The organism is Streptosporangium sp. H16 (assembly GCF_051918855.1).
Classification (GTDB): domain Bacteria; phylum Actinomycetota; class Actinomycetes; order Streptosporangiales; family Streptosporangiaceae; genus Streptosporangium.
Genome location: NZ_JBPXMD010000025.1, coordinates 86,107 through 106,773 on the forward strand (window position 1 = coordinate 86,107; position 20,667 = coordinate 106,773).

Consider the following 20,667-nt stretch of genomic DNA (forward strand, 5'->3'; position numbering starts at 1 on the left):
TTCACCGTCACATGACGGTGAAAGGCCTGGCCCACGAAAGTGCCTCATCCGGGAGACGATCAGCCGAAGATGCCCGGCAGGGTGGACGTGTGGGTCTCCCTCAGCTCGGTGACCGGGATGTCCAGGACGCCCGCCACGCTCAGGGAGTCGCCGCCGGTGGTGCCCAGGCCGTAGCAGGGCACCTCGCGGGCCGCGCACAGCTCCGCGAAGGCGTCGAACGACTCCGGCGCGACGGTCACCAGCGCGCGGGCCGACGACTCGCTGAACAGGTCGACGAACGCGTCGTCGCCCGTCAGGGAGACCTCGCAGCCCACGCCCTGGGCGATGCAGGCCTCGGCGAGGGCGATGGCCAGCCCGCCGTCCGACAGGTCGTGGGAACCGGTCAGCAGCCCCCGCGAGGCGGCCTCGGCCAGCACGAGGGCCAGGTCGCGCTCCGACTCCAGTCGCGCCACGGGCGGCAGGCCGCCGAGGTGGCCGTGGGCCACGTGCGCCCACTCCGAGCCGCCGAACTCCTCCTCGGTCTCGCCGAGCAGGACGATCCTGTCGCCGTCGCCGGTGAAACCGCTCCGCACGCGCGTGGCCACGTCGTCGATGACGCCCAGCACGCCGACGACCGGCGTCGGGTGGATCGGGACGGATCCCGTCTGGTTGTAGAACGAGACGTTGCCGCCGGTCACCGGGACGCCGAGGGTCTTGCAGGCGTCGGCGAGGCCGCGCACCGCCTCGGAGAACTGCCACATGACCTCGGGGTCCTCGGGGGAGCCGAAGTTGAGGCAGTTGGTCACCGCCAGCGGCGTCGCGCCGGTCACGGCCACGTTCCGGTACGCCTCGGCGAGGGCGAGCTGGGCCCCCGCGTACGGGTCGAGGCGGGCGTAGCGGCCGTTGCCGTCGGTGGCCAGCGCGATTCCCCTGGTCGTCTCCTCGGCGCCGGGCATGGCCTCGCTGACGCGCAGTACGCCCGCGTCGGCGGGCTGGGCCAGCACGGTGTTGCCGCGGACGTACCGGTCGTACTGGGAGGTCACCCACTCCTTGGACGCCAGGTTCGGCGAGCCGAGGAGCTCCAGCAGCGCCGCGCGCAGGTCGGCGGGGCGGTCGAGGCGGCCGGGGTCGTCGCCGTTCAGCGCGGCCTGGCCGGCGGGCTCGTGGAACGGCCGCTCGTAGACCGGGCCCTCGTCGGCCGCGGTGCCCGGCGGGATGTCGACGATGGTCTCGCCGTGCCAGGTCATCACGAGGCGGTTGGAGTCGGTGACCTCGCCGATCACGGTCGCGGGGATGTCCCACTTCGCGCAGATCGCCATGAAGGCGTCGATGTCGTCGGGGGCGACGACCGCCATCATGCGCTCCTGCGACTCGCTCATCAGGATCTCCTCGGGCCGCAGCGACGGATCGCGCAGCGGGACGAGGTCGAGCCTGACGTCCATGCCGCCGGTGCCCTTGGCCGCCAGCTCGGTGGTCGCGCAGGAGACTCCGGCGGCGCCGAGGTCCTGGATGCCGACGACCACGTCCGCCTGGTACAGCTCCAGGCAGCACTCGATCAGCAGCTTCTCCATGAAGGGGTCGCCGACCTGGACGCTGGGGCGCTTGGCCTGCGACTCGTCCTCGAACGTGGCCGAGGCCAGCACGGAGGCGCCGCCGATGCCGTCGGGGCCGGTGAGCGCGCCGAACAGGACGACCTTGTTGCCCGGTCCCGGGGCCACCGCGAGCTTGATCTGGTCCTTGCGCAGCAGGCCCACGCACAGGGCGTTGACCAGCGGGTTGCCGATGTAGCAGGGGTCGAAGACGACCTCGCCGCCGATGTTGGGCAGCCCCAGGCAGTTGCCGTAGTGGCTGATGCCCTCGACCACGCCGGGCAGCACCCGCCGGGTGTCGGGGGCGTCGGCCGCGCCGAAGCGGAGGGCGTCCATCACCGCGATCGGCCGGGCGCCCATCGACATGATGTCGCGGACGATGCCGCCCACGCCGGTCGCCGCGCCCTGGTGGGGCTCGACGTAGGACGGGTGGTTGTGCGACTCGATCTTGAAGGTGGCGGCCCAGCCGTCGCCGATGTCCACGACCCCGGCGTTCTCCCCCATGCCGACGAGCAGCGCCGCCGACTCGGGGGCCTTGGTGCCGAACTGGCGCAGGTGCACCTTGGACGACTTGTAGGAGCAGTGCTCGCTCCACATGACGCTGTAGATGGCCAGCTCGGAGCCGGTGGGCCGGCGGCCGAGGATCTGGCGGACCCGCTCGTACTCGTCGATCTTCATGCCCAGCTCGGCGTACGGCTGGCGCTCGTCGGGGGTGTCCTCGGCCCGCTTGACGGTGTCGAGACTCATGCGTTCACCAGCTTCTTCAGGATCGAGGAGAAGAAGGCGCGCCCGTCCGTGCTCGGGGCGCCGGTGAGGTCCTCGACGGCGTGCTCGGGGTGCGGCATGAGGCCGACGACGTTGCCGGCCTCGTTGCGGATGCCCGCGATGTCGTTCAGGGAGCCGTTGGGGTTGCCGCCCGTGTACCGGAAGACGACCTGGCCGCCCGCCTCCAGCGCGCCCAGGGTCGCCTCGTCGGCGACGTAGCGGCCCTCGCCGTGCTTGACCGGCAGCACGATCTCCTGGCCCTCGGCGAAGTCCGTGGTCCAGGGGGTGGCGGTGTTCTCGACCCGGATGCCCTGGTCGCGGCAGATGTAGTGCAGCCCGGCGTTGCGCATCAGCGCCCCGGGCAGCAGGTGGGCCTCGCAGAGGATCTGGAAGCCGTTGCAGGTGCCGAGCACCGGCAGCCCGGCTCCGGCGGCGGGGATCAGCTCCTCCATCAGCGGCGCGAACCTGGAGATGGCCCCGCAGCGCAGGTAATCTCCGTAGGAGAACCCGCCCGGCAGGAAGACCGCGTCCACCCCCTTGAGATCGGGATCCGCGTGCCACAGCGGGACGGCCTCGCCACCCGCGTGGCGCACGGCGCGAGCCGCGTCCTGATCGTCAAGAGTTCCGGGAAAAGTGACCACGCCCACGCGGGCAGCACTCATGACAGCGTTCCCCTCCACAAACGAGCGCCGCGCCGGCGTCTCACACACTCGGACGTCGGTCTGCGGCGGTGCTCCCAGGCTATCCGCTCCCGGCGAGCGGTCAGGCGCCGAGTGTCCGATCGCACAGCTCAGCGGAGGGTGGCCGGGTCCGTACGGTCTTATACGGCCCTATACGGCGGCGAGCACCCGGCCGCGGGGGTAGGTGGCGTCGTCGTCCCAGTCGAGGTGCTTGCGCAGGTGCACGACGGTGCCCCGGCCGGGGGTGATGTCGAAGGAGATCTCGTCCACCACGGCCTGCATGATGAGCAGGCCCCTGCCGTTCTCGGCGTCGGTCGGCGGGTAGTGCTCCGGCACCCGGACGAGGCCCTGGCCCCGGTCGATGATGCGGACGTCGCAGCGGCCGTGGCCGACGGCGGTGTCGACCTCGTAGCGGTTGGCCGGACCCCCGTGCCGTACGGCGTTGGCGCACGCCTCGGTCACCGCCAGCAGGATGTCGGCGATGCAGTCTTCCGTGACTCCGAGCGAGCGCAGGGAGTCACCGAGCGCTCTGCGGACCATCGGAATACCGACGGCCTGTCGCGGCAGAGCCAGCGAGAACTCCATGTCCACCGGTTTCCTCCCGGGGTCAGACGTCACCTCAAGAAGGCTTCCCTGCAGAATCCGGGCTAACCGCAAAATAACCGTAATGTTATTGACTGGTGGTCAAGCCGTGGGATTGCTCCGCCCATAAAGCCGGATATAGCCGGATCTGGGCGGTTGATCTGCGGGGAGTGACGGCCTAGGACTCGACGGTGACGGTGTAGTCCTCGATCACCGTGTTGGCGAGCAGGGTCTCGGCCATTTTTCGGACGTCCGCAAGTGCCGCTTCGTCGGCGGGCCCTTCGAGCTCCACCTCGAACCGCTTGCCCTGCCGTACCGCTGAGACACCGGAGAAGCCGAGCCGCGGCAGTGCGCGGGCGATCGCCTGCCCCTGCGCGTCGAGAATCTCGGGCTTCAGCATGACGTCGACGATGACGCGCGCCACGGTGTTCCTCCTGGTTGTGACGGGGACGGTCCGGCGCCTCAAGAGTAACGGGCTCCGGCCGCGCTCCGGCGCGGGGGCCGATCCGGATCCGGATCCCGCGCGAGGAACCCCGGGCCGTACGCGCGAAGATGACGGGAGCCGGACCCGCGTCGTACGCGCGAAGATGACGGGAACCCGAGGCCCGGGTCGTGCGCGCGAGAGGGCCGGGGCGGCTCCGCGCCACGCGGACGAAACGGGCGGGTGAAAGGGAACGCGCGGGGAACGGGGAGCATATGGACGCCGAGGCAGGTCTTGCGCACATGTATGTGACCTCTGCCACGATGGCCACAAGCGCGGGCGAACCACCACCAGACGGGTCGAACGCGTCGCGAATCGGCCGGACCATGGTGGAGAACCCATCCAGACGGCCCCGAGCACACAGGAGCGGCACGTGACAGCCGACGCCTCTCGTGGTGCGGAAGCACCTCCGGAGCTCATCCAGCTGCTGACCCCCGAAGGAGAACGGGTCGAGCACCCCGACTACGACATAGACCTGACGCCCGAGGAGATCCGCGGGCTCTACCGGGACCTGGTCATGGTCCGCCGCGTCGACCTGGAGGCCGTGGCCCTGCAACGCCAGGGCGAGCTGGGTCTGTGGGCCTCGCTGCTCGGGCAGGAGGCCGCGCAGATCGGCTCCGGCCGGGCGCTGACCGAGGCCGACATGGCGTTCCCGACCTATCGCGAGCACGGCGTGGCCTGGTGCAGGGGGGTCGACCCGGTCAACCTCCTCGGCCTGTTCCGCGGCGTCAACCACGGAGGCTGGGACCCCGCCGAGCACAACTTCCACCTCTACACCATCGTGATCGGCAGCCAGACCCTGCACGCGGTCGGCTACGCCATGGGCATCCAGCGCGACGGCGCCGAGGCCGCGAGCATCGTCTACTTCGGCGACGGCGCCACCTCCCAGGGCGACGTGAACGAGTCGTTCATCTGGGCGTCGGTGTTCAACGCGCCGGTGGTGTTCTTCTGCCAGAACAACCAGTGGGCCATCTCCGAGCCGCTGGAGAAGCAGTCGCGCATCCCCCTGTACCGCAGGGCCAGCGGGTTCGGGTTCCCCGGCGTCCGGGTCGACGGCAACGACGTCTTCGCCTGCCTGGCCGTCACCCGAAAGGCGCTGGCCGACGCCAGGTCCGGGCAGGGGCCCATGCTGATCGAGGCCTTCACCTACCGGATGGGCGCCCACACCACCTCCGACGACCCGACCCGCTACCGGGTGGCCGCCGAGCTGGAGGCGTGGAAGCTCAAGGACCCGATCGAGCGGGTCAGGGCCTACATGTTCAAGAACCAGATCGCCGACCAGGAGTTCTTCGACGCGGTCGACGCCGAGGCCGACGAGCTGGGACGGGACGTCCGCAAGCGCTGCCTCGAGCTGCCCGATCCCGAGCCGCTGGCCATCTTCGACAACGTCTACGCCGAGCGGCACTCCCTGATCGACGCCGAGCGTGCCGAGTTCGCCACCTACCTGGAGGGGTTCGAGGCATGAGCATTCTCACGATGGCCAAGGCGCTCAACGAGGGCATGCGCAAGGCCATGGAGGACGACCCCAAGGTCCTCGTCATGGGTGAGGACGTCGGCAAGCTCGGCGGGGTGTTCCGGGTGACGGACGGCCTGCAGAAGGACTTCGGCGAGCAGCGGGTCATCGACACCCCGCTCGCCGAGTCGGGCATCGTCGGGACGGCCATCGGCCTGGCGCTGCGCGGCTACCGGCCGGTCTGCGAGATCCAGTTCGACGGGTTCGTCTTCCCCGCGGCCGACCAGATCATCACGCAGCTCGCCAAGATGCCGCTGCGCTCGCTGGGCAAGCTGAGGCTGCCGGTCGTCATACGGATCCCGTGCGGCGGCGGCATCGGCGCGGTGGAGCACCACAGCGAGTCGCCCGAGGCCTACTTCACCCACACGGCGGGTCTGCGCGTCGTGGCCTGCTCCAACCCGGCCGACGCCTACACCATGATCCAGCAGGCGATCCGCTGCGACGACCCGGTGATCTTCTTCGAGCCCAAGCGGCGTTACTGGGAGAAGGCCGAGGTGGACGTCGACCCCTCCGGCTGGACCCCCTTCGACGAGGCCAAGGTGGTGCGGCCGGGGACGGACCTCACCCTGCTCGCGTACGGGCCGATGGTGAAGACCTGCCTGGAGGCCGCGAAGGCGGCCGAGGAGGACGGCCGCTCCCTGGAGGTCGTGGACCTGCGCTCGCTCAACCCGCTCGACACCGCGAGGGTCGTGGAGTCGGTGCGCAGGACCGGGCGATGCGTCGTGGTGCACGAGGCGCCGGTCTTCAACGGCTTCGGCGCCGAGGTCGCCGCCCGCGTCACCGAGGAGTGCTTCTACCACCTGGAGGCCCCGGTCCTGAGGGCCGGAGGACCCTCGACCCCCTACCCGCCCTCGCGGCTCGAGGACTACTACCTGCCCGACCTGGACCGGGTCCTGCACGCAGTCGACCGCGCGTTCGCGTTCTGAGGAGGGGCTGGAGATGAAGGAGTTCAAGCTCCCCGACGTGGGAGAGGGCCTGACCGAGGCGGAGATCGTCCGCTGGCACGTGAAGGCAGGGGACCCGGTCAAGGTCAACCAGATCATCGTGGAGATCGAGACCGCCAAGGCGGTCGTCGAGCTTCCCTGCCCGTTCGAGGGCGTGGTGGCCGCGCTGATGGCGGACGAGGGCGAGGTCGTGGACGTCGGCAGGCCGATCATCTCGGTGGACGACGGCACGGGTCCCCCTCCGGCCCCCGCCGCCGGGCGTGCGGGGGAGGGGACGGCCGACCGGGCGGAAGCCCTGGCCGACGACATGGTGCCGACCCCGCCGGCCGAGGTGCGGCAGCCGGTGCTGGTGGGCTACGGCGTCAAACCGGGCGCGGCCAAGCGCCGCCCCCGCAAACCGTCCTCCCCCGACGGCGCGTCCGGCACATCTGCTGAGGCCTCTTCCACGGCCTCTTCCACGGTTTCCTCGCCGGGGACGGGGCGGAGCGCGGTCCTGGCGAAGCCCCCGGTGCGGAAGCTCGCCAAGGACCTGGGGGTCGACCTGGCCTCCCTCCTGGGGACCGGTCCGCACGGGTCGATCACCAGGGACGACGTCCAGGCGGCGCTCGCCGCCCCCGCCCAGGAGAGCGACGTCCAGGCCGCCCCCGCCCGGCCGCGGGTACCGGCCGTGACGTGGGAGGGCGAGGACGAGGAGCGGGTCCCGGTCAAGGGGGTCAGGAAGGCGACCGCGCAGGCCATGGTGGCGTCCGTGTTCACCGCGCCGCACGTGACGGAGTTCCTCCAGGTGGACGTGACGGCGACCATGGACGCGATCCAGCGCCTCCGCGGGCTGCCCGACTTCGCCGGGGTCAAGGTCTCCCCGCTGCTCATGGTCGCCAAGGCGGTGCTCGTCGCCGCCCGCCGCTACCCGATGATCAACGCTGCCTGGGACGAGGCCCGCCAGGAGATCGTGGTCAAGCACCGCGTCAACCTGGGGATCGCCGCGGCCACCCCCCGCGGCCTGCTCGTCCCCAACATCAAGGACGCCCACCGCCTGTCGCTGCCCGACCTGGCCGGTGCTCTCGGGGCCCTCGCCGAGACCGCGAGGGCGGGTCGCACCCAGCCCGCCGACATGGCGGGGGGCACGATCACGATCACCAACGTGGGCGTCTTCGGGGTGGACGCGGGTACCCCGATCCTCAACCCGGGCGAGTCGGCGATCCTGGCCTTCGGCCAGGTCAGGGACATGCCGTGGGTGGTGGACGGTCAGGTCGTGCCGCGCAGGGTCTGCACACTCGCCCTCTCGTTCGACCACCGGGTGGTGGACGGGGAGCTGGGCTCGCTGTTCCTCCGCGACGTCGGCGCCATGCTCGAGGACCCGCTCCGCATGCTCGCCTGGGGCTGACCCCACGACACCGACGGGTCCGCCCCCTCCTGGGGGCGGACCCGTCGACCGTTCGCAGGAGAGGCCCCTCGGACGGCCTGGAGGGCAGGGGGCGGGGCCTTCCGATATACCCCGAAGTGCCTGCCTGACATTTTCCGGTTTCGCGCGTCAATTCCGCGACGGGAAAACCGCGAGGGCTTCGAACGGTCTCACCCGGCCGCGGGGACGCCGTACCGGCCGCCAGTCGGGCGGTAATGAGAAACCCCTTTTTGGCTCCTGTGGATCAAGCTTTAAGATGCGCATCCCCAGCTCGGGCGAGGCTGCGGGGCAACGCTTGGAACTTGTGTCAGCCTTTACCCTCAATACGTTTTATGGCTTCTACGAATGGCTTGTTAAAACATCTTTAATGCGTGCTGAATTTGGTGATTTGTCAGGGTATGGGTGCTAGTGTCGTGGTTGGTAAGCGCGACAAGCTCAGCACGAAGGGGGAAGCCATGTCTTTCAAGCAGCTCTTCCCGACCGGCCGGTTCTTGGAGTGGGGATGCTGCCGACGCCGGCGCCGCTGCGGATGCGGCGGGGGCGGCTGGTGGTGGTAAGCCAGATCCGGTGCTAGCGGAAACAAATGAGAGCCGGCGGGTCAACCGTCGGCTCTCATTCTCAAAGTCGCTCTCGCCTCACGGGGCGAGGGCCGCGGTGCGCCGTCCCCCGCTGGCGCCGACGGTCTCCATTCGCAGGACCTTCCGGGAATTCTGGCCGTACACCCGCGGCATCCGCCATCTGCTCGTGGCCGGTGGCGTGCTCGCCATCGTCGCGGCCGTCTGCGAGGTCGCCGCGATCGGCCTGTTCGGGTACATCACGGACGAGGTCCTCAGCAAGCAGAACCTGGGGGCCTTCTGGCTTCCCGCCGCCGCCTGGCTGGGCCTCGCGGCGACCGCGGGGCTGGTCTCCTTCGTGGGCTCCTACCTCACCGCCGTCGGGGGTGAGCGCTTCCTGCTGCGGTTGCGCGACAGGGTGTTCGAGCACATCCAGACGCTCACGCCCGACTTCTTCGACAACCGCCGCCTGGGTGACCTGATGGCCAGGCTCACCGACGACATCGAGGCCATCGAGGAACTCATCGGCTCCGGCCTGGTCAAGCTCTTCACCACGCTCGTCAGCGTCGTCTTCTTCGCCGGTGCCGCCTTCTACATCAAGTGGGATCTGGCGCTGCTGACGTTCCTGCTGGTCCCGGCCTTCCTGCTGGTCGCCAAGATCTTCGCGAGCAGGTTCAGGACCGCGTCGGCGCGCGAGCGGCTCAGCAACGGGATCATGAACAGCGTCATCGAGGAGGGCCTGTCCAACCAGTCGCTCGTCCAGTCCTACAACCGCCAGGGCGTCGAGGCCGAGCGGCTGCACGGAGAGGGAAGCACCTGGATGCGGGCCAACGTGGCGCAGGCGTGGCTCTCCTCCCTGTACGGGCCCGTCCTGCAGGTCATCGAGACCATCTGCCTGATCACGATCCTCGGGTTCGGTGCCTGGGAGATCTCCTCGGGACGCCTCACCATCGGCGGCCTGCTCGCCTTCGCCGCCTACCTCGCCTACCTCTATCCGGCGGTGCAGAACCTGGGGCAGATCGCCCTCACCGTCTCCGAGGCGGCGGCGGGCTCCGACCGCGTCATCGAGATCCTGACGACCCGGCCGACCGTCACCGATCGCGACGACGCCGTCCACCTGGGACGCGGACGGGGCCACATCGAGTTCCAGGGGATCGGCTTCACCTATCCGAACAGGAGGAGGCCCACGCTGCGGGACCTGTCCTTCGCCGTCGAGCCGGGCGAACTGGTCGTGTGCACCGGGCCCAGCGGCGTGGGCAAGTCCACGATCGCGAAGCTCCTGCTGCGCTTCTACGACCCCACGGCCGGGCGCGTCCTTCTCGACGGGATGGACATCCGGGAGCTGTCACGTGAGTCGCTGCGTGACAACATCACCATCCTGCAGCAGGAGAACCTGCTCTTCTCCGGGACCGTACGCGAGAACATCGCCTACGGAAGTCCCGGCGCGGACCCGGACGCCGTCGTCAGGGCCGCCGTGATGGCGGACGTCCACGACTTCGTCACCACGCTTCCCCTCGGGTACGAGACGCCGATCGGGCAGCGCGGCCGGCTGATGTCGGGCGGGCAGCGCCAGCGGATCGCCATCGCCAGGGCCATCCTGCGTGACGCGCCCGTGCTCGTCCTCGACGAGCCGATGACGGGCCTCGACGCGCCCACCGCGGCACGGATCATGGAACCGCTCAAGCGGTTGATGGCCGGGCGCACCACCATCCTGATCACCCACGACCTCCGGTTCATCCCCGAGGCGGCTCACAAGATCGTGCTCGAAGCCGTGCCGAGACGCTCCAGCCAGATAAGGATCAAGTCCGCCGGGCGCCGCGGGTCCGCACTGCGCCCGGCGTGAGAGCGAGTTCCCGTACGAGACCGGCGGATCGGCGCCGTTCCGTACCGCCGGGAAGCCGTCGGGATACGGCTGGAATCCGGCCGGGAAGCCGTCGGGATACGGCTGGAATCCGGCCGGGATGCGGCCGGGGGCGCCGCCGGGTCGTGGCGCGCCTGGCCTTACGCTTGCCGGGCACTCAGGACACCTGGGCACCCGAACGAAGGGAAGATCATGTTCCGGCATGTCGTGCTGTTCACCTGGACGGAAGAGGCCACCGAGGAGCAGCGGGCCAGGGTCGCCACGGAGCTCGCCAAGCTGCCCGAGGCCATCACGGAGATCCGCTCCTACACCCTCGGCCCCGACGCGGGCGTGAGCCCGGGCAACCACCAGTTCGCCATCGTCGCGGACTTCGACAGCGCCGACGACTTCCTCGTCTACCGCGACCACCCGCTGCACCAGGCGGCGATCGCCGAGTACATCAAGCCGATCGTGGCCTCGCGGGCGGCGGCGCAGTACGAGCTCTAAAGCGGCGGGCTCAGTGCTCCGGGGATGCCTAGATGTCCGGCGGGTGGTTCTCGCGGTGCATCAGGCGGTCCTCGGACGTGTGCCCGCGCTTGGGAGCCATCACGATGCTCAGCACGATTCCGACCGCACCGACGATCATGAAGATCAGGCCGATCACGTCGATGTGCACGGCCTCGCCGAGCACATCAGGTTCGATGGCGAAGCGGAGGATGGCGCCGAGCGTGAGAAAGAAGATGCTGACCCCGACACCCATGAGTTCCTCCGGGTAAGGCTGTCCACCAGGTAAAGAGAGAGTCTGGAGTTGGTCATACCCTCTCTGGCGTGATCACACCACCGAGAAGGACCTTGTCCGCGGCGGTGGGCCCCGACGAGCCCAGCCACACCGGCACCCCGAGGGCCTCCGCCACCGCCGCGGGCCAGTCGTCGATCCCGTCGGCGTAGCGCGGCCCGGCCTCTCGCAGCCGTTCCGTCAGCTCGGCCTGCCCGTTGAGGTCGCCCGCCGCGCCCACCGGAAGCTCGCCGATGTCGTACGACACGCACATCCGCGACACCGGCGCGTCCAGGTGGGTGAGCGCGAGGGCGTCGGCCCCGCCGGAGACCGCCAGCGCGTAGCGGTGGGCCACCGCGTCGAAGTGGCCGGTGCGGAAGGGCCCCTGCCAGGGGCCGGTCCCGTTGTGGGCCTCGGGCAGCGCGAGCGCCGCGTCCTCGGTGACCAGCGGTCCCGGGCCGTGGCGCGGGGTGTAGGTCCGCAGCACGCCCAGCCGCGTGGCGGGCACCCCGTCGAGCAGCTCCAGCGCGTTGGCGAAGGTCGTCGTACTCCAGGTGGTGTACGGGTGGAAACCGTGCCACTCGTCGAGCAGCACGCCCTGCGCCCCCTCGAAGACCACGGGCCGCCTGCGCAGCAGTGCGGTCATGAACGAGGAGCCGACCAGGATCACCCGCTCGGCGAACGCCCGGTAGGCGTCGACGCAGTCCTCCACGGGCGGCCCGGTCACCCCGAGGGCCTCGCGGAGCGCGCGCAGCTTGCGGGCGAGCCGGACCGGCTCCTCGCAGTCGCCCGCGACCGGCGCGAGGTCGGGGTGCTCCAGGGCGTAGGCCATGGCCTCGCCGACGCCCATCCCGCACGACCCGTGCCGGTCCGCACCGCGCGCCAGCTCCCTGGCCCGCCCCGCCGCCACGTGGTACGGCGTGGCGAGCAGGGCGTCCCGGTCCACGGTGAGCAGGCAGAACGGGTCGGCGACGCCCAGCTCGACCAGGTGGTCGGCCTCCCTGGCCAGCGACAGCGGATCCACGACCATGAACCTGGACAGATGGGTCGGCACGCCCCTGAACGTGCCCGACCCGAACTGCGCGAACGTGTGCTGTCTCCCGTCGGGCAGGACGACGTTGTGACCCGCCTGCCCACCCCCGTTGAACCTGACGACGGCCTGGACGGGCTCGCGGGCGCAGAGCCAGTCGACGACGGTGCCCTTCCCCGCGTCGCCGTACCCGAGGTCGGTCACGATCACGTGCTCACGCATGCGGCCACCCGTTCACCCTCGTCTCCTCCCCTTTCCCTTCTTCTCCGGCGGGCCGGTCCTCTTGTCCCGGCGAGCCGGTCCTCGCGGCCCCTCCACCGGCGATCCCCCTGGCGGGGCGGCGTTCCGGGCCCCTCCACCGGCGGTCCCTCCCCGGCGGGGCGTTGTTCCCGCCGGGGAGGGACCGTCTCCCTTCGTGGTGGCACTCCCCGCCGCTTTCGCGGTGGCCGCCGCACGGCGGGGAGGTCTTCTAAAGCCGCATCACGCCGCTGTCGCCGCCCAGGTCGAGCCCGTCGGTCACCACGAGGGTGCCCCGGTCGAGCTTGGCGAGGGCCTTGCCCACGGCGGTTCCGGCGTTCGAGCCGAGCTCGTCGAGGTCGTCGAGCCCCTCCCGCAGGTCGATGGCGTCCTCGCCGAGGCCGACGGTGAGCGCGATGGTCTCGCAGACGGCGTCCAGGTCGTCCAGCTCCAGCACGTTCTGGCCGAGCAGCTCGCGCCAGGCGGCCAGCACCCGGCCGTCCCCGGCGTGGCTCGCTCCGGCGGGGAGGATGTAGTAGACGTCGTAGATCCTGGTCAGCTCGGCGACCATGTCCTTGGTCGGGATGTCGTGCCTGAGCCGCTCGCCGACGACCTTCTCGACCTCGCGCCGCTTGACCTGCGGGTAGGGAAGCTCGTCGCCGATGATGAACAGGTAGCCCCGGCGGCCCCGCTTCTCGAAACAGTCGATCGAGGTGTGCCTGGCCATGAAGTACATCGCCAGCTCGTACGACTCGGTCATCTGGCCGCCGCCCCCGCCCTCGAGCAGGATCTTGCCCAGGTGCTCGTCCATCCGGTTGTCGGACTCGAACTGGCCGACCTGCAGCGGGGCCCGGTCGCAGGTGGCGTCGCCGATCGCGCCGAAGAGGATCTGCGGGTCGGTGGCGTACCCCTTGCGGAGCAGCAGCCCGAGCAGGTCGGGCAGCTTGGTCTGGAGGGTGCGGGGCACCCCGCCCATCGAGCCGGTCACGTCGAACAGGACGGCCACGGCCAGGGAGTTGGGGTGCTCGGCGGAGTCGCGGCTCTCGCGGAGCGTCACCCCGTGCGGGTCGAGGTCGGGGTGAGCGGAGCGGGCGCCGCTGTCGCTGTAGGCGAAGGCGCTCGAACCCTTGGCCGCGCGGTAGCTCGCGGCGGCGGAGTAGACGTCGGTGGACCAGTTTCCGCTTCCCACGGATGATCTCCTCGGATCAGGGGTGGAACGTTCTATGAAAATCGTGAAGGTCAGGGTCAGAGATGGAGCGGCCGGTATTTCCTCGGCCCGTACAGGTCGTCGAGCAGGTCGTCGAGCTCTCCCAGCAGCCGCCACGCGTCGTCCGGCGGGCTGAGCAGGCTGCCCCGGACGAAGTTCCTGACCGGGGCGGGGACGGGATCGCCCATGAGGGCGGCCACGCAGCGGGTGGCGAGGTGGATGTCGGTGGCCGGGGTCGCGGGCTTCCTGGCCAGGACCGAGGGCGGGTAGTCGTCGCGGTGCCTGGACACGAGGGCGGTGATCGGGGTGCCGAGCGGGACCGACTGGCTCCAGTCGACGAGCACCAGGCCGTGGTCGATCGGGTGGACGAGGACGTGCTGCCCGAACACCGCGCCGTGCACGACCCCCGCCCGGTGGGCCGCGCCGACGGCCACCAGCAGCCGCCGCCAGATCCACGCCGCGTCCCGCACGTCGAGCACCGGCCGCCGCCGCCTGACCTCGTCCAGGCTCAGGAACCCGTCCGGCACCCGGCTGATCACGTTGGCCTGCCGCTCGACCCCTTCCGAGCGGTGCCGGAACGACTCCACCAGGCGAGGTACGTACGGCAGGAGCAGCGGGTCGCCGTCGTGCGCGATCGTCTCCAGCGACTCCGCCTCGCGGCGCATGAGGTCGTTGTCCGCGTGGCTGCGCGGAAGCTTGAGCAGCGTGTCGGGACCGCTCTCGTAGAGCACGGCCGACGCGCCCCGGCGGAAGACGCCGCCGATCCGGTAGGTGCCCCGCCTGGTGGTGATCACCGTCTCCTTGGCCCGCTCCGGTGCCCCTTCGCGGGCCGCCCACAGCCCCGCCAGCCGGGTGAACGCCTCGGCGGCCTCCGCCCCCGGCGCGAGGTCGGGGTGGAGCAGCCTCGCCAGCCTCCGGTACGTCCGGTGCGGGAAGTCCCCGCCGAACAGGTCGCCGGGCGTGCGGGCGGCGGTCACCAGCGCGATCGCCTCGGCCGTGGTGGTCATCTGATCTGCTCCTCCCTGGCCGGCCGCAGCAGGGCGGGGTGCAGGAGCCGGGCGTCGCCGGCCCGGTAGAGCTTGGCGCGCGGCCCGCCCCTGGCCCCGCCGCTCTCGGTGGTCTCGCCGGTGCTCTCCACGAAGCCGGGCACCGACAGGATCTTGCGGTGGAAGTTGCCCGCGTGCAGGGGCACGCCCCAGACCGTCTCGTAGACGCCGCGCAACTCGGAGATCGTGAACCTCTCACCGGCGAACGCGGTGGCCAGCGGGGTGTACTCCAGCTTGCCGCGGGCCCGCTCCAGCCCGTGCGCCAGGATGCGGTCGTGGTCGAACGCGAGCTCCGGCAGCTTGTCGACCGGGTGCCAGGAGGCGTCGGCCGCGTCCGAGCCCGCCCGGGGGTCGGGCAGGTCGGGGGCGAACGCCAGGTAGGAGATCGACACGACCCTCATCCGCGGATCGCGCTCGGGCGCCCCGTAACTGGCGAGCTGCTCGATGTGAATCCGGCCCGACGATTCAGACGGCCCTGACAGCCCCGTCTCCTCGGCCAGCTCCCGCGCCGCGGCCTGCGGCAGATCCTCTCCCGGGCGGATGAACCCCCCGGGCAACGCCCACAGCCCCGCATGGGGTTGCTCGGCCCGCCTGATCAGCAGAACGCGCAACCCGCCCCCGCGAATGGTGAGCGCCACCACGTCGACCGTCACCGCCACCGCCGGGTATGCCCGCGGGTCGTATCCGGCCAGGAACTCGGATTCATCCATCACATGTCCTTCTCAGGTTGAGACAATCTCAGTATGAGAATAACAGTGCATCGCTGTCAATGACTTTGCGATGATCCATCCTTCTTTGTCGCACTCTGGGCGGCCTCGCTGGCGCGAGGTCGCTTCTGACCAGGCTTTTCAGTGACGGGAAAGCCGATGGTTTGCCCGCCCCTTGTAATGCGAACGTATTACGTTAAGCTGTGTGGGGTATCGAACCATTCACTGGACCGAACGGTCCGAGGGGCACATCGCGCGGCACGGTGTCACGCCGGGGGAAGTGGAACAGGTGGTGCTCACCCGTCCTCACTGGGAGGCGGCAGGCCGGGAAGACAGCACGCTCGTCTACGGCGTGACGGACGCCGGGCGATATCTGCTCGTCGTCCTGGTGGAGAGCGTCGCCGAATCGGGTGCCTGATACGTGGCCACCGCGCGGGACATGGTCGCCAATGAGAAGCGGCTGTTCGCCCGGAAGGCGAGGTGATGACCATGACACGAGACGGAATCGACGATCTGGCCGATTACTACGACGAGCACGACACGACGGCGGAGCTGGAGCGTGCGGTTCCGCGTGAGCCGGTGCCCGCCGACGAGGTGATGATCGTCACCTCGCTGCGGCTGCCGAAGCCCGTGATGGACCAGGTCCGCGCGCGGGCACAGGAACGCGGCATGAAACCGACCGCGCTCATCAGGGAGTGGGTGGAGGCGGCACTCGCCGGGCAGGACGCCGTCGTCCCGATCAGCGTGATCATGGCGGCGGTCGCCGAATACCAGCACAGGCGCGCCTCCTGACCCTTCTGGTCATGGAAAACGGATGAGGGACCGGCCCCCGAGAACGGGGCCGGTCCCTCATCGTGCCTGCCGCGACCCGGCCTGAACCCGCGGGTTCAGGCCGGGTCAGACCGGGTCAGGCCGGATCAGAAGGCCTCTTCCGGCAGTTCCATCAGGTCCTGGTCGGTGGCGTCGAGCGTGCGGCGCTCGGCGGCGATGCGGGGCAGGACGGTCTGGGCGAAGAACGAGGCCGCGGAGACCTTGCCGGTGTAGAAGGCGTGGTCGCTGCCCTCGGCGGCCGACCCCAGCGCCGCCAGGGCCACCTCGGCCTGGCGCAGCAGCAGCCAGCCGATCACCACGTCGCCCAGGGCGAGCAGGAACCGGGTGGTGTTCAGGCCGACCTTGTAGACCTCCTGCGGGGTCTCCAGCGAGCCGAGTGCCCAGCCCGCCATGGTGTCGGCCATGGCCTTGACGTCGTCCGCGGCCTCACCCAGGAGCTTGCGCCCCTCCTTCAGCCGTCCGTTGCCCGCCTCGGAGGTGGCGAAGGCCTTCACGTCGGCGTACAGCGAGCCGAGAGCGGCCCCCTGGTTGCGCAGGACCTTGCGGAAGAACAGGTCCATGCCCTGGATCGCGGTGGTGCCCTCGTACAGGGAGTCGATTTTCGCGTCCCTGATGTACTGCTCGATCGGGTAGTCCTGCAGGTATCCGGAGCCGCCCAGGGTCTGCAGCGAACGGGCGAGCAGCTCGTACGAGCGCTCGGAGCCGACGCCCTTGACCAGCGGCAGCAGCAGGTCGTTCATCGCCTCGGCGTGCTCGTTCCTGCGGCCCTCGTGCTCGGCGATCAGCACGTCGTCCTGGTAGGTGGCGGTGAGCATGACCAGGGCCCGCATGCCCTCGGCGTACGACTTCTGGAGCATCAGCTCCCGGCGGACGTCCGGGTGGTGGGTGATCGTCACGCGGGGGGCCGACTTGTCGGCCATCTGGGTGAGGTCGGCGCCCTGCACCCGCTGCTTGGCGTAGTCGAGGGCGTTGAGGTAGCCGGTGGAGAGCGTGGCGATCGCCTTCGAGCCGACCATCATCCGGGCGTGCTCGATGATCATGAACATCTGCTTGATGCCCTCGTGCACCTCGCCGATCAGCGTTCCCACCGCGGGGTGCTCGCCGCCGAAGGTGACCTCGCAGGTCGTGGAGACCTTGAGGCCCATCTTCTTCTCGACGTTGGTGACGTAGACGCCGTTGCGCTCGCCGAGCTCGCCGGTCTCCAGGTCCACGTGGTACTTCGAGACCAGGAACATCGACAGGCCCTTGGTGCCGACGCCGTGCCCCTCGGGGCGGGCCAGCACCAGGTGGAAGATGTTGTCGGACAGGTCGTGCTCGGCGCTGGTGATGAAGCGCTTCACGCCCTCGATGTGCCAGGTGCCGTCGTCCTGCTTGACGGCCTTCGCGCGGCCCGCGCCCACGTCGGAGCCGGCGTCCGGCTCGGTGAGCACCATGGTGGCGCCCCACTGCTTCTCGATGGCCAGCTCGGCGTAGCGCCGCTGGTCCTCGGTGCCGATCATGTGGAGGATGTGGGCGAACGCCGGACCGCTGGAGTACATCCACACGGCGGGGTTGGAACCGAGGACGAGCTCGGCCAGGGCCCAGCTGACGCTGCTCGGCAGGCCGGGCCCGCCCATCTCGGCGGGAAGGCCGAGGTTGGTCCAGCCCGCGTCGCGGTAGGCGGCGAAGGACTTCTTGAAGCCCTCCGGCATCGTCACCGTCCCGGTGGCGGGGTCGAACACCGGCGGGGTGCGGTCACCCTCCTCGAAGGAGTCGGCGAGCACGCCCGTGGCGAGACGGTTGACCTCCTCCAGGACGCTCCGCACCACGTCCTCGTCCAGATCGGCGTAGAGGCCGGTGCCCAGGATGTCCCGGCGCCCGAAGACCTCGAAGAGGTTGAACTCCAGGTCACGGACATTGCTCTTGTAGTGGCCCATGGGGTCTGCTCCTTGAAACCGGGGGTCCGGAACTTTCCATACTCGCCAGTAACGTTACCTGTAATGCTACCCGTGAGTAACCCCTAGAAAACAACCCCGGCTGGGACGTTCGTCACGCCGCCCCAAGGCGCTCCAGGGTGGCCGATCGACGGGCGGGGGAAGCTCTCCTAGGCTCGTCCCATGGACGAGCAGTGGCGGGCAGACCTCGGGATGTGGGGCATCCCCGAGGAGATCGCGGCCAGGGCGCCGGTCAATCCCTGGGGCCACTCCCCGGCGCGGTTCGCCGAGCGCACCGACCTCGCCCTCGCGGTTCCCGAGGGGCCGACCCTGGCGCGGATCGCCGAGGCCCTCCCGCCCGGCGGGAGCCTGCTGGACGTCGGCGCCGGCGCCGGGGCGGCCTCCCTGCCGCTGGGCCGGGCCCTGGGGGAGCTGATCGCGGTCGACGCCTCCGACGCCATGCTCGCCGAGCTGGACTCCAGGGCCGCGGCGCTCGGCGTCCCCGCCCGGATCGTCAACGGCCGCTGGCCCGGCGTCGCGGCCCGGACCCCGGTCGCGGACGTCGCGGTCTCCGCCCACGTCGTCTACGACGTGCCCGATCTGGCCGAGTTCCTGACCGAGCTCACCCGCCACGCCCGCGTCCGGGTCGTCCTGGAACTCACCGGCCGGCACCCGATGAGCTGGCTCAACCCCCTCTGGCAGCACTTTCACGGCATCACCCGCCCCGGCAGGCCCACCGCCCACGACGTGATCGCCGTCGCCGAGAGACTCGGCCACGAGGTTCGCCACGAGTGGCGGGTGGCCCCGCTGCCCCGCTTCACCCGGCTCGACGATCTCGCCGAGAGCGCCTGCCGGAGGCTCTGCCTCGGACCGGAGCGGGCCGACGAGGTCGTCGCGGCGGTGGTGGAGCTGGACATGTGGCCGGTGCCCCGCGACCGGTGGTTCACACTCTGGTGGGAATCAAAGTGAGATCCGGCTCGTTCCTCCGATAGAACGCCCAAAAGAGGCGTTCCCGGACGAGACGCGCCGTACCCGGTGGGCAAAGACGACGCTCCTGATCAAGGAGGAGCTGTCATGGCCTGGGTCTTCATCGTGGTCGCCGGTCTGTTCGAAGTCGCGATGGCCTACTCGCTCAAGCTGAGCGACGGGTTCTCCGCCCTGCTGCCGAGCGTCGGTTTCGTGGTCTTCAGCGTGCTCAGTTTCGGCCTGCTCGCCCTGGGGCTGAAAACCCTGGAGGTCGGGACGGCCTACGCCGTCTGGACGGGCATCGGAGCCGTCGGCACCGCCGCGCTCGGCATCGTCGCGCTCGGCGAGGACGCCTCGGCCCTCAAGATCGCCTCGATCCTGCTCATCATCGCGGGTGTCGTCGGGCTCAACCTCGCCGGAGGCGGTCACTGACCGCGCACCCGGACGTTCCGGCGGGTCGTACGGGACACATCCGGCAGCACCTCGCGGACCGCGAAACGGCTCGCCCGAAACCAGCTTGACGGCTTTGGTGGTGTCGGGTTGGGTGGGGGGCATGATTGACGTTCACTGCGTGACCTTCGACTGCGCCCAGCCGTACGAGCTGGCAATCTTCTGGCGCGACGCCTCCGGCGGGGAGCTCCACCCGGACACGGAGAAGAACGACGAGGAGGTCCTTCTCCAGGGCGGCCGGGTCGATCTGCTGTTCATCAAGGTCCCCGAGGACAAGGCGGTCAAGAACCGGGTCCACCTGGACATCACCGGCTCGGCGGGCACCACCCGCGACGAGGAGGTCGAGCGCCTCGCCGAGCTCGGCGCCACGATCTCCGAGGACCACCGCAATCCCGACGGAAGCGGCTGGGTCACGATGCTCGACCCCGAGGGCAACGAGTTCTGCGTCTGCCGCGCCGAGTACGAGAGGGTCTAGCGTCTCCTGACGGTCCCGGCCCGGTCCGCAGAAAGGCTCGGCCGGGCCGCGAGACCGGCGGTCTCGTGGGACCGGCCGGTCGCGGGGGAGCGGGCGGCCACCGGGGCCTGGACAGGGCCGTGCCCAGCCGGGCCGCGAGGTTCAGTGGCCGCCGGACCGTGGGGTCCGATGGCCACCGGACCATGAGGTTCAGTGGCCGCCGGGAAGCGAGGTCTGGCCGCGTCCCTTGAGAGTGAGGGCCACGATCGCCGTGATCAGGTAGACCACGACACCCCCCTGGAGCGCGTCCAGCGCCGCCCCGAAGACGCCCTCGCCGTCGAGGACGAGCTGCACCGGATACAGCAGGATCGCGGAGCCGAGCGCGGGATAGAGGGAGAACCTCCAGGGGTGGCGCAGCGCCCAGAGCCGGGCCTGCCGGGTCACCCGGTCACCGACGGTGGGCTTGCTGATCGAGCCGATGGCCGCGACGAGCGAGAACAGGCCGATACCGACCATCATCGCCCACGCGAGATCCAGGCTTCCGGAGAGCAGGCTCAGCCCCAGGCTGGTGGCCGCCACCGCGCCGCCGGTCACCGCGGCGGCCTTCCAGGGAGCACCGCGCAGCGCCGCTCCGGCGAGGGACATCTCATCACGTCGAGTCAGTTCGTCGTTCATGCCCCCAGAGTGCCTCCCGCACCCCCTTGCCCACATCGGGGAGCAAC

At 70.2% G+C, this 20,667-nt stretch carries 21 protein-coding genes and 1 riboswitch; of the genes, 10 read left to right on the forward strand and 11 right to left on the reverse strand.

All coding sequences use genetic code 11. The annotated features are described in order from the left end of the window. Nucleotides 1-59: 59 nt before the first annotated feature. The 4 genes from purL to purS all read right to left on the reverse strand — a co-directional run bounded on the left by purL (nucleotide 60) and on the right by purS (nucleotide 4,019). Entirely contained in the window at nucleotides 60-2,315 is a 2,256-nt protein-coding gene (gene purL / locus ACTOQ2_RS32510; protein WP_440104639.1) for a phosphoribosylformylglycinamidine synthase subunit PurL, read from the reverse strand. Further along, a complete protein-coding gene (gene purQ, locus ACTOQ2_RS32515; RefSeq protein ID WP_440072080.1) occupies nucleotides 2,312-2,995 on the reverse strand; it encodes a phosphoribosylformylglycinamidine synthase subunit PurQ in 684 nt (227 codons plus the stop codon). The genes purL and purQ overlap by 4 nt, the downstream gene beginning before the upstream one ends. A 168-nt stretch (nucleotides 2,996-3,163) precedes the next feature. Further along, nucleotides 3,164-3,598, reverse strand: a complete 435-nt coding sequence (locus ACTOQ2_RS32520) for an ATP-binding protein (RefSeq protein WP_440087780.1) — start codon at nucleotides 3,596-3,598, stop codon at nucleotides 3,164-3,166. Between the two features lie 175 nt (nucleotides 3,599-3,773). Then, the gene (gene purS, locus ACTOQ2_RS32525) at nucleotides 3,774-4,019 is read right to left on the reverse strand and encodes a phosphoribosylformylglycinamidine synthase subunit PurS (protein ID WP_329087025.1); all 246 of its coding nucleotides are present in this window, start codon (nucleotides 4,017-4,019) and stop codon (nucleotides 3,774-3,776) included. 430 nt (nucleotides 4,020-4,449) lie between these two features. Between purS and pdhA the strand changes: the two genes are divergently transcribed. From pdhA to ACTOQ2_RS32550, 5 genes are all read left to right on the forward strand, one after another. Then, nucleotides 4,450-5,541 carry a pyruvate dehydrogenase (acetyl-transferring) E1 component subunit alpha gene (pdhA, locus tag ACTOQ2_RS32530; protein WP_344747633.1) on the forward strand — a complete coding sequence of 364 codons (1,092 nt, stop codon included), beginning with the start codon at nucleotides 4,450-4,452 and terminating at the stop codon, nucleotides 5,539-5,541. Beyond that, the gene (locus ACTOQ2_RS32535; protein ID WP_440104640.1) at nucleotides 5,538-6,515 is read left to right on the forward strand and encodes an alpha-ketoacid dehydrogenase subunit beta; all 978 of its coding nucleotides are present in this window, start codon (nucleotides 5,538-5,540) and stop codon (nucleotides 6,513-6,515) included. The genes pdhA and ACTOQ2_RS32535 overlap by 4 nt, the downstream gene beginning before the upstream one ends. 13 nt (nucleotides 6,516-6,528) lie before the next feature. Then, nucleotides 6,529-7,917, forward strand: coding sequence for a dihydrolipoamide acetyltransferase family protein (locus ACTOQ2_RS32540; RefSeq protein ID WP_440104641.1), 1,389 nt, complete (start codon nucleotides 6,529-6,531; stop codon nucleotides 7,915-7,917). Between the two features lie 672 nt (nucleotides 7,918-8,589). Next, nucleotides 8,590-10,332, forward strand: coding sequence for an ABC transporter ATP-binding protein (locus ACTOQ2_RS32545; RefSeq protein WP_440104642.1), 1,743 nt, complete (start codon nucleotides 8,590-8,592; stop codon nucleotides 10,330-10,332). Between the two features lie 210 nt (nucleotides 10,333-10,542). After that, nucleotides 10,543-10,836, forward strand: a complete 294-nt coding sequence (locus ACTOQ2_RS32550) for a Dabb family protein (RefSeq protein WP_440104643.1) — start codon at nucleotides 10,543-10,545, stop codon at nucleotides 10,834-10,836. 28 nt (nucleotides 10,837-10,864) lie between these two features. Here the strand turns inward: ACTOQ2_RS32550 and ACTOQ2_RS32555 are convergent, their stop codons facing one another. The 5 genes from ACTOQ2_RS32555 to ACTOQ2_RS32575 all read right to left on the reverse strand — a co-directional run bounded on the left by ACTOQ2_RS32555 (nucleotide 10,865) and on the right by ACTOQ2_RS32575 (nucleotide 15,334). Beyond that, the gene (locus tag ACTOQ2_RS32555) at nucleotides 10,865-11,089 is read right to left on the reverse strand and encodes a DUF6458 family protein (RefSeq protein WP_440104644.1); all 225 of its coding nucleotides are present in this window, start codon (nucleotides 11,087-11,089) and stop codon (nucleotides 10,865-10,867) included. A 52-nt stretch (nucleotides 11,090-11,141) separates the two neighbouring features. Continuing rightward, entirely contained in the window at nucleotides 11,142-12,356 is a 1,215-nt protein-coding gene (locus ACTOQ2_RS32560) for an adenylosuccinate synthetase (RefSeq protein WP_440104645.1), read from the reverse strand. Between the two features lie 247 nt (nucleotides 12,357-12,603). After that, entirely contained in the window at nucleotides 12,604-13,560 is a 957-nt protein-coding gene (locus ACTOQ2_RS32565; RefSeq protein WP_440104646.1) for a hypothetical protein, read from the reverse strand. 56 nt (nucleotides 13,561-13,616) lie between these two features. Then, nucleotides 13,617-14,585 carry a lipopolysaccharide kinase InaA family protein gene (locus tag ACTOQ2_RS32570; protein ID WP_440104647.1) on the reverse strand — a complete coding sequence of 323 codons (969 nt, stop codon included), beginning with the start codon at nucleotides 14,583-14,585 and terminating at the stop codon, nucleotides 13,617-13,619. Further along, complete coding sequence (locus ACTOQ2_RS32575; RefSeq protein ID WP_440104648.1) at nucleotides 14,582-15,334, reverse strand: NUDIX hydrolase; 753 nt, start codon at nucleotides 15,332-15,334, stop codon at nucleotides 14,582-14,584. The genes ACTOQ2_RS32570 and ACTOQ2_RS32575 overlap by 4 nt, the downstream gene beginning before the upstream one ends. Before the next feature lie 202 nt (nucleotides 15,335-15,536). Between ACTOQ2_RS32575 and ACTOQ2_RS32580 the strand changes: the two genes are divergently transcribed. Both ACTOQ2_RS32580 and ACTOQ2_RS32585 read left to right on the forward strand, forming a co-directional pair. Further along, the gene (locus ACTOQ2_RS32580) at nucleotides 15,537-15,749 is read left to right on the forward strand and encodes a hypothetical protein (protein ID WP_440104649.1); all 213 of its coding nucleotides are present in this window, start codon (nucleotides 15,537-15,539) and stop codon (nucleotides 15,747-15,749) included. 71 nt (nucleotides 15,750-15,820) lie between these two features. Then, nucleotides 15,821-16,123 (forward strand): hypothetical protein, encoded by a 303-nt coding sequence (locus ACTOQ2_RS32585; protein ID WP_440104650.1) that lies wholly within the window; start codon nucleotides 15,821-15,823, stop codon nucleotides 16,121-16,123. Nucleotides 16,124-16,248: 125 nt separating this feature from the next. Here ACTOQ2_RS32585 and ACTOQ2_RS32590 read toward each other — a convergent pair whose 3' ends face one another. Continuing rightward, complete coding sequence (locus tag ACTOQ2_RS32590; RefSeq protein WP_440104651.1) at nucleotides 16,249-18,078, reverse strand: acyl-CoA dehydrogenase; 1,830 nt, start codon at nucleotides 18,076-18,078, stop codon at nucleotides 16,249-16,251. Nucleotides 18,079-18,258: 180 nt separating this feature from the next. Here ACTOQ2_RS32590 and ACTOQ2_RS32595 point away from each other — a divergent pair, with 180 nt between their 5' ends. The 3 genes from ACTOQ2_RS32595 (at nucleotide 18,259) to ACTOQ2_RS32605 (ending at nucleotide 19,966) form a co-directional block, all read left to right on the forward strand. Next, nucleotides 18,259-19,044, forward strand: coding sequence for a class I SAM-dependent methyltransferase (locus tag ACTOQ2_RS32595; RefSeq protein ID WP_440104652.1), 786 nt, complete (start codon nucleotides 18,259-18,261; stop codon nucleotides 19,042-19,044). 19 nt (nucleotides 19,045-19,063) lie between these two features. Continuing rightward, a riboswitch (guanidine-III (ykkC-III) riboswitch) is annotated at nucleotides 19,064-19,130 on the forward strand. Between the two features lie 19 nt (nucleotides 19,131-19,149). Next, nucleotides 19,150-19,473, forward strand: a complete 324-nt coding sequence (locus ACTOQ2_RS32600; RefSeq protein ID WP_440104653.1) for a DMT family transporter — start codon at nucleotides 19,150-19,152, stop codon at nucleotides 19,471-19,473. A 121-nt stretch (nucleotides 19,474-19,594) separates the two neighbouring features. Continuing rightward, nucleotides 19,595-19,966 carry a VOC family protein gene (locus tag ACTOQ2_RS32605; protein WP_440104654.1) on the forward strand — a complete coding sequence of 124 codons (372 nt, stop codon included), beginning with the start codon at nucleotides 19,595-19,597 and terminating at the stop codon, nucleotides 19,964-19,966. 189 nt (nucleotides 19,967-20,155) lie between these two features. Here the strand turns inward: ACTOQ2_RS32605 and ACTOQ2_RS32610 are convergent, their stop codons facing one another. Beyond that, nucleotides 20,156-20,620: a hypothetical protein gene (locus ACTOQ2_RS32610; protein WP_440072095.1), complete on the reverse strand. Its 465-nt coding sequence runs from the start codon at nucleotides 20,618-20,620 to the stop codon at nucleotides 20,156-20,158. Nucleotides 20,621-20,667: the final 47 nt, after the last annotated feature.

Excerpts from the sequence above, each read along its gene's own strand:
- purL (WP_440104639.1), bottom strand. The coding sequence starts at position 2,315 with ATGAGTCTCGACACCGTCAAGCGGGCCGAGGACACCCCCGACGAGCGC.
- purQ (WP_440072080.1), bottom strand. The coding sequence starts at position 2,995 with ATGAGTGCTGCCCGCGTGGGCGTGGTCACTTTTCCCGGAACTCTTGAC.
- ACTOQ2_RS32520 (WP_440087780.1), bottom strand. The coding sequence starts at position 3,598 with ATGGAGTTCTCGCTGGCTCTGCCGCGACAGGCCGTCGGTATTCCGATG.
- ACTOQ2_RS32535 (WP_440104640.1), top strand. The coding sequence starts at position 5,538 with ATGAGCATTCTCACGATGGCCAAGGCGCTCAACGAGGGCATGCGCAAG.
- ACTOQ2_RS32540 (WP_440104641.1), top strand. The coding sequence starts at position 6,529 with ATGAAGGAGTTCAAGCTCCCCGACGTGGGAGAGGGCCTGACCGAGGCG.
- ACTOQ2_RS32550 (WP_440104643.1), top strand. The coding sequence starts at position 10,543 with ATGTTCCGGCATGTCGTGCTGTTCACCTGGACGGAAGAGGCCACCGAG.
- ACTOQ2_RS32555 (WP_440104644.1), bottom strand. The coding sequence starts at position 11,089 with ATGGGTGTCGGGGTCAGCATCTTCTTTCTCACGCTCGGCGCCATCCTC.
- ACTOQ2_RS32560 (WP_440104645.1), bottom strand. The coding sequence starts at position 12,356 with ATGCGTGAGCACGTGATCGTGACCGACCTCGGGTACGGCGACGCGGGG.
- ACTOQ2_RS32570 (WP_440104647.1), bottom strand. The coding sequence starts at position 14,585 with ATGACCACCACGGCCGAGGCGATCGCGCTGGTGACCGCCGCCCGCACG.
- ACTOQ2_RS32575 (WP_440104648.1), bottom strand. The coding sequence starts at position 15,334 with ATGGATGAATCCGAGTTCCTGGCCGGATACGACCCGCGGGCATACCCG.
- ACTOQ2_RS32585 (WP_440104650.1), top strand. The coding sequence starts at position 15,821 with ATGACACGAGACGGAATCGACGATCTGGCCGATTACTACGACGAGCAC.
- ACTOQ2_RS32590 (WP_440104651.1), bottom strand. The coding sequence starts at position 18,078 with ATGGGCCACTACAAGAGCAATGTCCGTGACCTGGAGTTCAACCTCTTC.
- ACTOQ2_RS32595 (WP_440104652.1), top strand. The coding sequence starts at position 18,259 with ATGGACGAGCAGTGGCGGGCAGACCTCGGGATGTGGGGCATCCCCGAG.
- ACTOQ2_RS32600 (WP_440104653.1), top strand. The coding sequence starts at position 19,150 with ATGGCCTGGGTCTTCATCGTGGTCGCCGGTCTGTTCGAAGTCGCGATG.
- ACTOQ2_RS32605 (WP_440104654.1), top strand. The coding sequence starts at position 19,595 with ATGATTGACGTTCACTGCGTGACCTTCGACTGCGCCCAGCCGTACGAG.
- ACTOQ2_RS32610 (WP_440072095.1), bottom strand. The coding sequence starts at position 20,620 with ATGAACGACGAACTGACTCGACGTGATGAGATGTCCCTCGCCGGAGCG.